At 62.4% G+C, this 13,107-nt stretch carries 11 protein-coding genes; 6 read left to right on the plus strand and 5 right to left on the minus strand.

The genetic code is table 11. From position 1 onward, the window contains the following. A partial coding sequence (locus BN1134_RS16735) for an MFS transporter (RefSeq protein ID WP_156991849.1) occupies positions 1-704 on the plus strand: 704 nt, incomplete at its 5' end. A gap of 57 nt (positions 705-761) precedes the next feature. Here BN1134_RS16735 and BN1134_RS16740 read toward each other — a convergent pair. After that, positions 762-2,420, minus strand: a complete 1,659-nt coding sequence (locus BN1134_RS16740; RefSeq protein WP_042048614.1) for an FAD-dependent oxidoreductase — start codon at positions 2,418-2,420, stop codon at positions 762-764. Between the two features lie 137 nt (positions 2,421-2,557). On the opposite strand from BN1134_RS16740, the gene BN1134_RS16745 reads away from it, so the two are divergent. The 3 genes from BN1134_RS16745 to BN1134_RS16755 are packed head-to-tail and all read left to right on the plus strand — an operon-like array spanning position 2,558 to position 7,007. Continuing rightward, positions 2,558-5,503, plus strand: a complete 2,946-nt coding sequence (locus tag BN1134_RS16745) for a sensor domain-containing phosphodiesterase (protein ID WP_042048615.1) — start codon at positions 2,558-2,560, stop codon at positions 5,501-5,503. Between the two features lie 55 nt (positions 5,504-5,558). Beyond that, positions 5,559-6,302, plus strand: a complete 744-nt coding sequence (gene pflA, locus BN1134_RS16750) for a pyruvate formate lyase 1-activating protein (RefSeq protein ID WP_042048616.1) — start codon at positions 5,559-5,561, stop codon at positions 6,300-6,302. Between the two features lie 54 nt (positions 6,303-6,356). Next, positions 6,357-7,007 carry an energy-coupling factor ABC transporter permease gene (locus BN1134_RS16755; protein ID WP_042048617.1) on the plus strand — a complete coding sequence of 217 codons (651 nt, stop codon included), beginning with the start codon at positions 6,357-6,359 and terminating at the stop codon, positions 7,005-7,007. Positions 7,008-7,048: 41 nt separating this feature from the next. On the opposite strand, the gene BN1134_RS16760 is transcribed toward BN1134_RS16755, so the two are convergent. From BN1134_RS16760 to BN1134_RS16775, 4 genes are read right to left on the minus strand one after another with little or no spacing between them, the layout of a single operon-like run. Further along, positions 7,049-7,741, minus strand: coding sequence for an ABC transporter permease (locus BN1134_RS16760; RefSeq protein WP_042048618.1), 693 nt, complete (start codon positions 7,739-7,741; stop codon positions 7,049-7,051). Positions 7,742-7,744: 3 nt separating this feature from the next. Continuing rightward, positions 7,745-8,485: an ABC transporter permease gene (locus BN1134_RS16765; RefSeq protein ID WP_042048619.1), complete on the minus strand. Its 741-nt coding sequence runs from the start codon at positions 8,483-8,485 to the stop codon at positions 7,745-7,747. Positions 8,486-8,545: 60 nt separating this feature from the next. After that, positions 8,546-9,319, minus strand: a complete 774-nt coding sequence (locus tag BN1134_RS16770; protein ID WP_042048678.1) for an ABC transporter substrate-binding protein — start codon at positions 9,317-9,319, stop codon at positions 8,546-8,548. A 36-nt stretch (positions 9,320-9,355) separates the two neighbouring features. Further along, the gene (locus BN1134_RS16775) at positions 9,356-10,126 is read right to left on the minus strand and encodes an ABC transporter ATP-binding protein (RefSeq protein ID WP_042048620.1); all 771 of its coding nucleotides are present in this window, start codon (positions 10,124-10,126) and stop codon (positions 9,356-9,358) included. Positions 10,127-10,596: 470 nt separating this feature from the next. Here BN1134_RS16775 and BN1134_RS16780 point away from each other — a divergent pair, with 470 nt between their 5' ends. Together BN1134_RS16780 and BN1134_RS16785 are read left to right on the plus strand one after the other, a co-directional pair. After that, positions 10,597-11,499: a LysO family transporter gene (locus BN1134_RS16780; protein WP_042048621.1), complete on the plus strand. Its 903-nt coding sequence runs from the start codon at positions 10,597-10,599 to the stop codon at positions 11,497-11,499. A gap of 346 nt (positions 11,500-11,845) precedes the next feature. Continuing rightward, entirely contained in the window at positions 11,846-13,099 is a 1,254-nt protein-coding gene (locus BN1134_RS16785; protein WP_042048622.1) for a dicarboxylate/amino acid:cation symporter, read from the plus strand. Positions 13,100-13,107 lie beyond the last annotated feature (8 nt).

Below are 13,107 nucleotides of genomic sequence, written 5' to 3' on the forward strand. Positions count from 1 at the left end.
GGCACTGGCTCGCCGGCGCGCTGGCCGCGACCCTGACGCTGCTGCTGCTCAGAGAGCGGCAGGCCCGCGACCCCATATTGCCACCCCAGCTCGCCCGCCAGAGCGGCTATCTGGTGAGCGTGCTGCTGATCCTCATCGCCCAGATGCTGATGTTTGCCCTGCTGGTCTACCTGCCGCTGCAAATGCAATGGCAGGAGGGCATGGGCCCGGCCGAGAGCGGCCGCACCATGGTGATCTTCATGGCCAGCATCACAGCGGGCGCCTTCAGCGCCGGCAAGCTGATCGCCCGCCGGGGGCGCTACAAGGGGTTTGTGCTGACGGGGTTTGCCCTGGCGGCGCTGGCCCTGTGGCTGATCCACCTCGGCGAGGCGGCCGCCCTGGCACTGGTGCTGGCCGGCCTCGGGCTCGGGCTCACCCTGCCGGCGCTCTCTGTGGTGGTGCAAAATGCCCTACTGCCTCAGGATCGCGGCATCGGCATGTCCCTGTTCAACTTCGGCCGCGAGCTGGGTGGGGCGCTCGGGGTGGCCCTGTGCGCCATCCTGTTTCACCTGCCCCTGCCCCCCGGCTCGCTCGCAGGTTATGCCAGGGAGGAGCTCTCGCTCGGCTTTGCCACCACCTATCTCGGCATGGCGGCGCTGGCCACGCTGGCCATGCTGCTCACCCTGCTGGCACTGCGGCGCCGGGAGCTCAGTCCGCATCCTTGATAAAAAAAAGAGGGAGGGCCCATGCCCTCCCTCTGCTTTGCCAATCACGAAGCACGCTTACTCGGCGGTCGCCATCAGCCAGGTCTTGAAGCCACCGGAGAGGTTCTTCACCCGAAAACCGTGCTGCTGGAGCATGCGGCTCGCCACGTGGCCACGCAGCCCCACCTGGCAGCTGACGATGAACTCCTTGTCTTTGGGCAGTTCGTCCAGACGGCCGCGCAGCTCGTCGAGGGGGATGTTAATGGCGCCGGGGATGGCGCCGAGGCGCTCCAGCTCAGCGGGATTGCGCACATCCAGTACCTGCTGATCGGGGCGCAGCGCCAGCACGTCGCTGACGTGGCAGATGGGCGAATCCCCCTTGAGGTGATTGCTCGCCACAAAGCCCGCCATGTTGATGACATCCTTGGCCGAGCCGAACGGCGGTGCATAGGTCAGCTCGAGATCTTGCAGATCGAACACCGTCATGCCGGCCCGCTGGGCCACCGCTAGCACGTCAATGCGCTTGTCGATGCCATCCTTGCCCACCGCCTGGGCGCCGAGGATGCGACCATCGGGGGCAAACAGCAGCTTGAGGCTGACCGGATGGGCACCGGGGTAGTAACCGGCGTGGCTGCCCGGGTGCACATACACCTTCTCATAGGCCATGCCGAGCTGCTTGAGGCGCTTCTCATTGAGCCCGGTGCTGGCCACCGCCAGATCAAACACCTTGCAGATCGCCGTGCCCTGGGTCTTCTTGTAACTCTCGGCGCGTCCCAACATGTTGTCGGCGGCGATACGCCCCTGACGGTTGGCAGGGCCGGCGAGCGGGATCAGGGCGGCGTCACCGGTGACAAAGTCGACCTCTTCCACCGCATCCCCCACCGCGAAGATATCGGGGTCCGAGGTGCGCATGGCGGCATCCACCTTGATGCCACCGCGCGGCCCCAGCTCCAGCCCGGCCTGGGCGGCGAGCAGGGTCTCGGGTTTGACCCCGATGGCGAGGATCAGCAGATCCGTTTCCAGCGTGGCCCCCTCCCCCAGTTGCAGCAGCAAGCGGTGCGCCGCCCCCTCGGGCTGTGCCTCGATGGCATTGAGCCCGGTGCGCAGCCGCAGATCGATACCGGCCTCGCGAATGCGCTCGTGCAGCATGGCGGCCATCTCCCGGTCGACCGGCGCCATCACCTGATCCGAGAGCTCGAGCTGAGTCACCGACAGGCCGCGCTGGTGCAGCGCCTCCATCATCTCAAGCCCGATGAAGCCCCCTCCGACCACGGTCACGTGGCGCGGCGGCGCCTGGGTCAGCGCGGCGAGGATGCGATCCATGTCGGGGATGTTGCGCAGGGTGTAGACGCCCGCGGTGTCGATGCCAGGCAGCGGCGGGCGGATCGGCGCGGCGCCGGGGCTTAGCAGCAGCTTGTCGTAGCGCTCCTCGTACTCCTCACCGCGTGCCAGATCGCGCACCCGCACCGTGCGGGCGGCGCGGTCGATAGCCACCACCTCGTTGAAGACCCGCACCTCGACGTTGAAGCGGCGCTTGAAGCTCAATGGCGTTTGCAACAGCAGGGCATCGCGGGAGGGGATATCGCCGCCGATGTGATAGGGCAGACCGCAGTTGGCAAAGCTGATGAACTCGCCGCGTTCGAACAGAATAATCTCGGCATGTTCGTCCATGCGGCGGGCACGGGCGGCAGCCGAAGCACCGCCGGCTACGCCGCCGACGATCAGGATGCGGGTCATGGTGAAGGCTCCTTTTCCAGTATGATGCAGTGAAAATTAGCTTTTTCTAATTTAGATTTCAATGAATTTTTGTTTCAAGGGCATTTGGAGTATTCTTTGGCGCGCGCCCTCTCTGCCAACAGGATGTTAACCGGGTCATGTCGTCTACCGTCCTCACTCTGCCGTTACCCGTGCGCCCCATGCCACTGTTTTTTCGCCTCGATGTGCGCTCACAGCGGCTGGTCGCCCTGACGGACGTGATGCAAACACCGCTCTACTGGCTCGATGAGCCGCGCTCCCCCTGGCCGACCCAACTGCCGCCGCCATTAAGAGAGCCCATCGAAGCCCAGCTTGCCAGTGGTCAAGGGGGGCAGCTGACCATCCGCGCCCTGGGCCAGGAGTGGCGGGTCTCTCTCTCGCCCGAGCAGGGCCACTTCTGGCTTATCTGTCTGCAAATAGGGCGCGCCCATACGCCGCCCAATCTCTCCTTACTGCTGCCGCGCCTCGGCCAACTGGCCAGCCGGGCCGAATATGCCCCCATGCTGCAAGCCTTGTGGGAAGGCAGCCAGGCCGATCGCCTGATCCTGTGGCACTTTGACAGCCATGATCTGCTCACCCCCATCTACCAGCTCGGGGTCAAGGGCACCCTCTTCCCCATCAAGGCCGACGGCCGCTATCTGCGTACCCTGCGCAGCCGTGGCTCGCTGAGCTTCTCCGAGTGCGCCCACCAACCCATGCTGGCCCAGCATCGCTATCTGGCCAGCCACGGGGTGGCCGCCCGTCTCGATGCGGCGCTGCGTGAAGGGGATCGTCTGCTCGGCATGCTGAGCCTCGAGTACCTCGACCCGGTGCCGCTTGGGGAGGAGTTGCTGCAACTGGCCCGGTTTTGCAGCCAGCAGCTTGGCCAGTGGCAACCGCCCACCAACGAGCCCGCCGCGCAGAACGACCCCGAGGAGGCGAGTCACGATACCCATCCCCTGGCGCTGCACGTGGGCCTGGAGTATTGCCGCGCCCTGTTGCAGTGGTGCCGCCAGCAGTTGCCACTGCGCGCCGGCTGGGTTGGCGAGTATCAGCGCCGCGGCGAGGAGCTGTGGCTGATCCCGCGCTATGTCGAGCTGGAAGGGCAGCCCCACAGCTCGCTGCCACAGCGCCTCGAGCCGGGCCCGGCCCACGACATCCACCAGAGCGGCCAGGCCCTCTATCTGGATAACCTCGCCACCCGTTATCCCAAGGCGCACCAGCTGCTCGCCTTTGGCACCCCCGCCTACATCGGCGTGCCGTTGCTGCTGCCAGATGGCACGCCGATCGGCCAGCTCACCTTGCTGCCGCTCGACACCCTCGATGACCCCCTGCCCCTGCTCGATCGCCTGAGCGAGCTGGCACCGCGCCTCGCCATCGAGATGCAGCGCCTGTCGCTTGAGGAGGCGCTGCGCCTGGCCGAAGTGGCCTTCGATACCCACGACGCCATGGTGGTGTGCGATGCCAACGGCCAGATCCTCAAGGCCAATCGGGCCTTCACCCGCACCACGGGCTATGCCCCCGAGCAGGTGGTGGGTCAGCATATCCGCCTGCTGCGCCCCCCCTACTATGGCGACGATCTGGCCAGCCGCATCACCAGAACCATCGAGCAGCAGCGCTTCTGGGAAGGCGAGGAGCAGTGCCTCAACCACGAGGGGCGTTTCTTCCCGGTGCGGCTGCAAGTGAGCGGCGTGTTCGACGGCGCCGGCCGCCTGACTCACTACGTCAGCAGCTTCCACGATCTCACCGAGGAGCGGGAGGCGCAGCAACACATCGAGCGCCTCGCCTACTATGACGATCTGACCGGCCTGCTCAATCGCCGCAGCATGCTCACCCGGCTGCAACAGCGCCTGCAAGAGCCACATCGCCAGTGGGGAGCCTTGCTCTACATCGATCTCGACAACTTCAAGTCGGTCAACGACTCCCTCGGCCACCAACGCGGCGATGAGCTGCTGCTGGCGGTGGTCGAGCGGCTGCGCGAGCTGCCCCAGGAGAACCTGCTGCTGGCGCGCAGCTCGGGGGATGAGTTCCAGCTGCTGTTCACCGATCTCGGCCAGGGGCAGGTTGCCGCCAAGATCCTGGCCGAACACTTTGCCCGCGAGGTGATCAGGCTGTTTCGCCAGCCGTTCAGTGTCGGCCACGACAAGCTGCATTGCAGCGCCTCCCTCGGGGTGGCCCTGTTCTCCCCCGAGCAGCACGATCACCTGGTGATCATGCAGCAGGCCGATACCGCCGCCCACATAGCCAAGCGCAACGGCCACGGTCAATACGCCTTCTTCAATCACCACATGGCCGAGCAGGAGAAGAGCCGGCTGGCCATCAGCAACCAGCTGCGCGATGCCCTGCGCCGCGGCGAGTTTCAGCTCCACTACCAGCCCCAGTTCCGGGTCGACAGCGGCGTGCTGACCGGCATCGAGGCGTTGATCCGCTGGCAACGCGCCGACGGGGTCATGGTGGCGCCGGGAGAGTTCATTCCGGTTGCCGAGGAGAGCGGGCTTATCGAGGATATCGGCTACTGGGTGCTCAAGAGCGCCTGCGCCCAGTTCAGCCATTGGTTGAGCCGGGGGGTGGCCATCCCGCAGCTGTCGGTCAACGTCAGCGCCCGTCAGTTCCACAACCCCGCCTTCTTGCAACAGGTGGAATACGTGCTGCGCGACACCGGCCTGCCCCCCTCGCGCCTGATGCTGGAGATCACCGAGTCGGTGGTGCTCGAGCACCGTGAGGAGAGCATAGAGCGGATGCGCCGCCTGCGTTCACTCGGGGTGCTCATCTCTATCGATGACTTCGGCACCGGCTACTCGTCGCTTGCCTACCTGCGCGATCTGCCGGCCAACGAGGTGAAACTCGATCGCTCCTTCATCCTGACCCTGGTGCACAGCGAGCAGGATAGGGCCCTGGTGCGCGCCGTCGTGGAGCTGGCCAAGGTGTTCCGCTTCACCGTGATCGCCGAGGGGGTCGAAGAGCAGGAGCAGCTCGCCATCCTCGCCGACATCGGCTGCCAGCACTTCCAGGGTTATCTGCGCTGCCGGCCGCTGCCGGTGCGGGCGCTGGAGTCCTTCCTCGCCGATTGCCCCACGGCAGGGTGATCGGCGCCGCCTTTTGGCATAAAATGGCCGCCAGCAACACTATCAGGAGCGCAATATGTCTGTGATTGGTCGTATCCACTCGGTGGAGACCTGCGGTACTGTGGACGGTCCCGGCATCCGTTTTATCGTCTTCATGCAGGGCTGTCTGATGCGCTGCAAGTACTGCCACAACCGCGACACCTGGGACACGGAAGGGGGCCGCGAGGTCACCGTCCCCGAGCTGATGAAGGACATCACCAGCTATCGCCACTTCATTAATGCCTCGGGCGGTGGGGTTACCGCCTCGGGTGGTGAGGCCATGCTACAACAGGCCTTCGTCGCCGAGCTGTTTGCCGCCTGCCAGGCAGAAGGCATCCACACCTGCCTCGACACCAACGGCTTCGTGCGCAACTACGACGCCCAGCTCGACGCCGTCCTCGACGTCACCGATCTGGTGCTGCTCGACATCAAGCAGATCAACGACGAGAAACACATCCCGCTGACCCACGTCAGCAACCGCTACACCCTGGAATTTGCCCGCTATCTGGCCAAAAAGGGCAAGAAGATGTGGATCCGTTACGTGGTGGTGCCGACCTGGAGCGACGATGACGAGAGTGCCGAGGGGCTGGGGCAGTTCATCGCCTCGCTCGGCGAGTGCGTCGAGAAGATCGAGCTGCTGCCCTATCACGAGCTGGGCAAGCACAAGTGGGAGGTGTTGGGCGACACCTATGATCTCAACGGGATCAAGCCGCCCAAGAAGGAGACCATGGATCGCATCCAGGGGATCCTCAGCAAGTACCACCCCAACGTGAAATATTGATAACAACAGGGCGCCTCATGGCGCCCTGTTTTTTTAGATGGCAAGGGCCTGCTCATGAGCGATGCAGAACTCACCGCCCTGCTGCTGTGGTTAGCCGTACTGCTGGCCAGCCAGCATGGTTCCCGCTGGCGACAACTGCTCGCCACCCCCCTCTATCAGCATCTGCTGCTCGGCGCCGCCCTGGCGCTGCTGCCGCTGTGGTGGCTGCGCGCCGGCCTGCATGCCGGGCTCGAGGTGCATTTTCTCGGCCTGACCGCCCTCACCCTGCTGCTCGGCTGGCGCCTGGCGCTGGTGGCAGGCAGCCTGGCCCTGCTCACCCTCACCGCCTGTGGCAGCGAGCCCTGGCCCCTGCTCGGCAGCCACGCCCTGCTCGGGGTGCTGCTACCGGTGCTGACCACCGAGCTGCTGTTTCTGGCCAGCTGGGCCTGGCTAGCGCGCCACCTGTTTGTCTACCTGTTTGTGGTTGCCTTTCTCGGTGGCGCCGCCGCCATCTCGGTCAAGCTGCTGGCCACCGCGCTCTGGATGGGGATGAGCGGGGCTTATCCCTGGCAGATCATCGCTGACGACTACCTCGCCATCTGGCCGTTGCTGCTCTTTCCCGAGGCGCTGCTCAACGGCATGACCATGACCCTGCTCGCCGTCTACCGCCCCCACTGGGTCTACAGCTTTCATGACCACGTCTATCTCGGCCCCCCTCGGCCATAAAAAAGAGCGCCCTGATGGGCGCTCTTGAGGTGATGCTTGCGTCAGAGGCTGCGTGGCTTGAGATGGGCGTGCCAGCGGGTTTCGAGCCGTTTGAACAGCCAGACGATGACGAAGGTCAACGCCATGTAGAGCAGGCCAGCCGTAATGAAGGCCTCAAACGGGCTGTAGTAGCGGGAGTTGACGATACGGGCGGCACCGGTCAGGTCGACGATGGTGATGATGCCCGCCACCGCCGAGCCTTGCAGCATGAAGATCACCTCATTGCTGTAGGCCGGCAGGGCACGCCGGAACGAGTTGGGCAGGATCACCCGGGTCAGGGTCTGCCAGCGGTTCATGCCAAAGGCCAGCGCCGCCTCGATCTGCCCCTTGGGCATGTTGCTCACCGCCCCGCGCACTATCTCGGCGGTATAGGCGCCGGTGTTGAGGGTGAACGCCAGCAGGGCGCAGAACCAGGCCTGAGAGAAGAGCTCCCAGGCGGCGCTGTTTTTCAGCCACTCCCACTGGGCGGCGCCGTAGTAGATGATAAAAAGCTGCACCAGCAGTGGGGTGCCGCGAAAGAAGTAGATGTAAGCCCACACCGGGAAACGGATGAACCAGTTACGGCTGGTGCGCAGCACCCCGAGCGGCACCGCCAGCGCCAGCCCCAGGATCAGCGAGGCGAGCACCAGCCCCACCGTGGTATAGAGCCCCTGCCAGTAGGTGGGCCACTCATCGAGAATGATCGAAAAATCCATGGCTTACCTCGTCTTGATGGCGTAGTGGCGCTCGGCCCACTTGAGCAGCGACGTGGAAACGGCGGTGAACACCAAAAAGATGAGGGCCACCGCCATGTAGAAGGTAAAGGGGAGCTGGGTCGAGCCGGCGGCCAATGACGCCTTTCTCACCATGTCGTCAAGACCGATGATCGAAACCAGCGCCGTGGTCTTGAGCAGTACCAGCCAGTTGTTGCCAAACCCAGGCAACGCGTGGCGCATCATCTGGGGGAACAGAATGCGCACGAACACCTGATGGGCGCGCATGCCAAAGGCGCGGGCCGCCTCCAGCTCGCCCTTGTCGACCGCCAAAATGGCGCCGCGGAAGGTTTCGGCCATGTAGGCGCCGAAGATGAAGCCGATGGTGGCCACCCCGGCGGCAAACGGACTGATGTCGATATAATCGGGCACCAGGGAGATCCACTCCTGGTTCGGGTTGCTCTTGAGCAGCCAGGCGTTATAGCTCTCGTTGATCCAAGTCAGCACGAAGTTGATGAAGACCTGACCGCCGAAAAAAAGCAGCATCATCAGCACCAGATCGGGGATGCCGCGGATGATGGTGGTGTAGAGATCGGCAATGGCGCGTGCCCAGCGATAGGGCGAGAGCTTGGCCAGTGCCCCCAGCATGCCGAGCAGCATGGCCAGCAGCAGTGAGGCCAGCGCCACCTGCAACGTGACCCCCGCGCCTTCCAGCAGGGAGCCTTCGTATCCTTTCAAATCCAGCATGAGTCGCTCCATCGATTTCGGGCCCGCTCAGCGGGCCCGAACACAGCGGATGAATCCGGCTTATTCGCCGTAGACGTCGAAGTCGAAGTACTTGTCGTTGATCTCCTTGTACTTGCCGTTCGCACGCAGGGCCAGAATCGCCTGGTTGAACTTCTCTTTGAGATCCTTATCGGCCTTGCGCACCGCAATACCGGCGCCCTGACCAAACCACTTGGGATCGGTCAGCTTGGGCCCGATGAATTCAAAGGCGTCGCCCCCTTCCTTCTTGAGCAGGCCGTCGGTGATGGCCGCAGAGTCGGCCAGCACGTAGTCGACACGGCCCGACTTCAGATCTAGGTAGGCCTCATCAGCGGTGCCGTAGCGCTTGATGGTCGCCTCGGGGAAGTTGTCGGTGATGTAGGTGTCCATCGAGGTGGCGCGCTGCACCGCCACCGTCTTGCTGCTCATGAAGGCCTTGTCGAGCTTCAGCTCACTCCCCTTCTTGGCGGCAAAACGGGCCGGGATATGCTGGTACTTCTGAGTGAAATCGACCTTCTTCAGCCGCTCTTCGGTGATGTCCATGGTGGCGATGATGGCGTCAAACTTGCGCGACAGCAGCGCCGGGATGATGCCGTCCCAATCCTGCTTGATGAGGGTGCACTTGACCTTCATCTCTTCGCACAGGGCGTTGGCGATGTCGATGTCAAAACCTTTCACTTCACCATTGGGTTCAGTCCAGGAGAAGGGAGGATAGGCCCCCTCAACCCCGATACGCACTTGCTTCCACTCCTTGGCCATGACACTGGAGGAGCCCATGACCGCCAGCACGGCGGCAGCCAGAACCATTTTCTTCATCATCTTGCACTCTCCTTGATCTGCAAAACCGGGATATCAGTAGATGGAGGATATGAACTGCTTGAAGCGTTCCGATTTGGGGTGGGCAAAAATCTCCTTGGGATTGCCCTCTTCTTCTACTTTGCCCTGATGCAAAAACAACACCTGGTTAGAGACGTCGCGGGCAAACGCCATCTCATGGGTCACCACCAGCATGGTGCGCCCCTCTTCGGCCAGCTCGCGCATCACCCCGAGCACCTCGCCCACCAGCTCGGGATCGAGGGCGGAAGTGGGTTCATCAAACAGCATCACCTCAGGGTCGACCGCCAACGCGCGGGCAATCGCTGCGCGCTGCTGCTGACCACCGGAAAGGTGGCCGGGATAGTAATCGCGCCGCTCCCACAGGCCGACCCGGTTGAGCAGATGCTCGGCCTTGGCAATGGCCTCAGCACGCGGCACCTTGAGCACCTGGATCGGCACTTCGATGATGTTTTGCATGATGGTCATGTGTGACCAGAGGTTGAAACTCTGGAACACCATGGCAAGGCGGCTGCGAATACGCTCGACTTGGCGCATGTCTTCCGCCACCCGCTCGCCACTGCGCAGACTCTTCATGCGGATCAGCTCGCCATGCAGCGCCACCGAGCCCGATGAGGGGGTCTCCAGCAGATTGATGCAACGCAAAAAGGTGGATTTACCCGAACCGGAGGAGCCGACCAGGGAGATGACATCCCCCTTGTTGGCCGTCAGGCTGATGCCCTTGAGCACCTCGTGAGACCCGAAATACTTGTGAAGATCACGAACTTCTAGTGCGGCAACGTCGCTCATCCATTAGAACCCTATTAGCTGTCCCTAGCAGGCCATCTTGGCCAGCGCCCACCATTAACAAAAACGCAACAGAAGGCATCTACTGCGAAATTAACATCGGCACGCTTAAAACACAATATCCAAGCGGTTTGGCCACTAAAACAGACTAAAAAAGAGAAACAACTTAGAATTAAATTCGATTTAAATGCATAACAATCTTTCAGCGGTAGAGCATACCCTCTACCAACAAGAGCGAAGGATGCCATATTTTATGTGGAATAAAAGAGTATGCAGTGAAAAAACCGGCAAAAACACGAAATGCATCTTTTCTCATTGAAAGATCCTTTTCTCTCAGGTCAATTCAACTCCGTATGACTCTCTTTACCCCTTAAATTCATCCCTGTCCGGGGCAGATAGGGATTTAATTTGCGCTTAACATCGATGGCAGGCAGCATAGAACAGGTTTTTCCGCTTCGTAGATGGTTTCTTCCATGTTGCTCAATGCCCTGCTGATCCTGCTTCCCCTCTTCATCGGTTACCTCATCCCCGTTCGCCACCACACCGCGCTGCGACTCATCCAGGGCACGCTCAGCAAGATGGTCTACCTGATCCTGGCCCTGATGGGGATGAGCCTGGCCGGCGTGGACAATCTGGGCAGCAACATGGCGGTGATCCTGAACGTCTCTGCGGTGATGCTCGGGTGCATCACGCTGGCCAACCTGGCGGCGCTGTGGTGGCTGGATCGCCGCCGTGGCGGCGCGCAGCAGCAAGCCACTGGCCCGCAACCGGGCAAGCTCAAGATGATGGCCGAGTCGCTACAACTGGCGTTGGTGGTGTTGGGGGGCTTTCTCGTGGGGCTGCTGCTGGATCTGAGTGCGCTGCCCATCGAGCAGTGGAGCGAATGGGCACTGATGCTGCTACTGCTGCTCATCGGCATCCAGATGCGCAACTCCGGCATGCACCTGCGCCAGATCCTGCTCAACCGCTGGGGCATGAGCATTGCGCTGTGCGTCATGGTGAGCAGCTGGGCCGGCGCCCTGCTGGCCGCCCTGTTGCTCGATCTCCCCCCCTTCGATGCGCTGGCGCTGGCCTCAAGCTTTGGCTGGTATTCGCTCTCGGGTATTCTCGTGAGCGACGCCCTCGGCCCTGTCATGGGCTCGGCGGCCTTTCTCGGGGATCTCGGCCGCGAATTGCTCGCCATCATGCTCATTCCGGTGCTGATGCGCCGTCACCCCTCGGCCGCCATCGGCTATGGCGGTGCTACCTCGCTCGATTTCACCCTGCCGGTGATCCAGCGTTCGGGCGGGATCGCCGTCGTCCCTGTGGCGGTCGTTTCCGGCTTCATTCTGAGCCTGCTCGGCCCCATTCTGGTTCTTTTTTTCCTCTCCCTGTGAGGCGCCATATTTGCCGCTTCCCGCCCTTGATTAATTAACAAAAGTGTTCACTTGAACCCCAGTCATTAACATCGCCGTACAAGAATACGGCAGGCTCGCCGCATGGTCGTGCTGCCAGCACGACCTTCTGTTTCAGTTGCAACACAGCCTGGGAACACTCCGTTTTCATCCTGAGAACAGCCCTTTTCCAAGCAGATCACGCTTAAATTTTTCCCTTAAAACCCGCTGGATTTAGCGCTGTATATTGTGCATTCTGCTGCTTTCCGGCGGCGTAGCCAGCTGGATGGACTGCCGAAGCCGGGCACAAAAGAAGACCCTGAACGGCCTGTTGTAAATGGAGCCTCACATGAAAATGAATAAGCTGACGATCGCCATCCTCATCGCCATGGTGCTGGGGATCGTTACCGGCCAAGGATTGCGCTGGCTAACCCCCGAACTGGCGACCAGCTTCGCCGACAACATCACGCTACTGACCGATATCTTCCTGCGTCTCATCAAGATGATCATCGCCCCCCTGGTGTTCACCACCCTGGTGGTCGGCATCGCCAAGATGGGCGACACCCGCACCGTGGGTCGCATTGGGATCAAGACACTGGGTTGGTTCATGATGGCCTCCCTGCTCTCGCTGACCCTGGGCCTCATCATGGTGCACCTGCTCTCGCCGGGCGTGGGTCTTAACTTGAGTCTGCCTGACGGCACCAGCACCAGCGGTATCAGCGCCGGCGCCATCAGTCTGAAAGACTTTGTCTCCCACGCCATTCCCAAGAGCGTGGTGGAGGCGATGGCCACCAACGAGATCTTGCAGATCGTGGTGTTCTCCCTGTTCTTCGGGCTGGCTGCCGCCGCCATCGGCGATCCGGCCAAGCCGGTGGTCTCCGTCATGGCCAGCGCCGCCGAGATCATGCTGAAAGTCACCGGTTATGTGATGAACTTCGCCCCACTGGCGGTGTTTGCTGCCATCGGCGCCATGGTCGCCAAGGAGGGGCTCGGTATCCTGGCCACCTACGGCACCTTCATGAGCCAGTTCTATCTGGCCCTCGGCACCCTGTGGCTGGTGCTGATCCTGCTCGGCAGCCTGTTCATCGGCCGCCGTATCCTGGTGCTGCTCGGCCTCATCCGTGAGCCGATCCTGCTGGCCTTCTCCACCGCCAGCTCTGAATCCGCCTACCCCAAGACCCTGCAACGTCTGGAGGAGTTCGGGTGCTCCAAGCGCATCGCCAGCTTTGTGCTGCCCATGGGCTACTCGTTCAACCTCGACGGCTCCATGATGTACTGCACCTTCGCCGTCATGTTCATCGCCCAGGCCTATGGCATCGAGCTCTCCATCGGCCAGCAGATCACCATGCTGCTGCTGCTGATGGTCACCTCCAAGGGGATGGCCGGGGTACCGCGCGCCTCGCTGGTGGTGATTGCCGCGACCCTGAACCAGTTCCATATCCCGGAGGCCGGCATCCTGCTGCTGCTCGGTATCGACCACTTCCTCGACATGGGCCGCTCCGCCACCAACGTGCTGGGCAATGCCATCGCCGCCAGCGTGGTCTCCAAGAGCGAAGGCTCCCTGCAAGAAGAGGGATTCGAGCCAGAGCGCAGCGCCGCCTGATCCCTTTC

The sequence above is a fragment of the Aeromonas simiae genome, assembly GCF_000820125.1.
In the GTDB taxonomy this organism is placed as follows: domain Bacteria; phylum Pseudomonadota; class Gammaproteobacteria; order Enterobacterales; family Aeromonadaceae; genus Aeromonas; species Aeromonas simiae.

Coding starts and splice junctions, on each gene's coding strand:
- BN1134_RS16740 (WP_042048614.1), bottom strand. CDS start 2,420: ATGACCCGCATCCTGATCGTCGGCGGCGTAGCCGGCGGTGCTTCGGCT.
- BN1134_RS16745 (WP_042048615.1), top strand. CDS start 2,558: ATGTCGTCTACCGTCCTCACTCTGCCGTTACCCGTGCGCCCCATGCCA.
- pflA (WP_042048616.1), top strand. CDS start 5,559: ATGTCTGTGATTGGTCGTATCCACTCGGTGGAGACCTGCGGTACTGTG.
- BN1134_RS16755 (WP_042048617.1), top strand. CDS start 6,357: ATGAGCGATGCAGAACTCACCGCCCTGCTGCTGTGGTTAGCCGTACTG.
- BN1134_RS16760 (WP_042048618.1), bottom strand. CDS start 7,741: ATGGATTTTTCGATCATTCTCGATGAGTGGCCCACCTACTGGCAGGGG.
- BN1134_RS16765 (WP_042048619.1), bottom strand. CDS start 8,485: ATGCTGGATTTGAAAGGATACGAAGGCTCCCTGCTGGAAGGCGCGGGG.
- BN1134_RS16770 (WP_042048678.1), bottom strand. CDS start 9,319: ATGAAGAAAATGGTTCTGGCTGCCGCCGTGCTGGCGGTCATGGGCTCC.
- BN1134_RS16775 (WP_042048620.1), bottom strand. CDS start 10,126: ATGAGCGACGTTGCCGCACTAGAAGTTCGTGATCTTCACAAGTATTTC.
- BN1134_RS16780 (WP_042048621.1), top strand. CDS start 10,597: ATGTTGCTCAATGCCCTGCTGATCCTGCTTCCCCTCTTCATCGGTTAC.
- BN1134_RS16785 (WP_042048622.1), top strand. CDS start 11,846: ATGAAAATGAATAAGCTGACGATCGCCATCCTCATCGCCATGGTGCTG.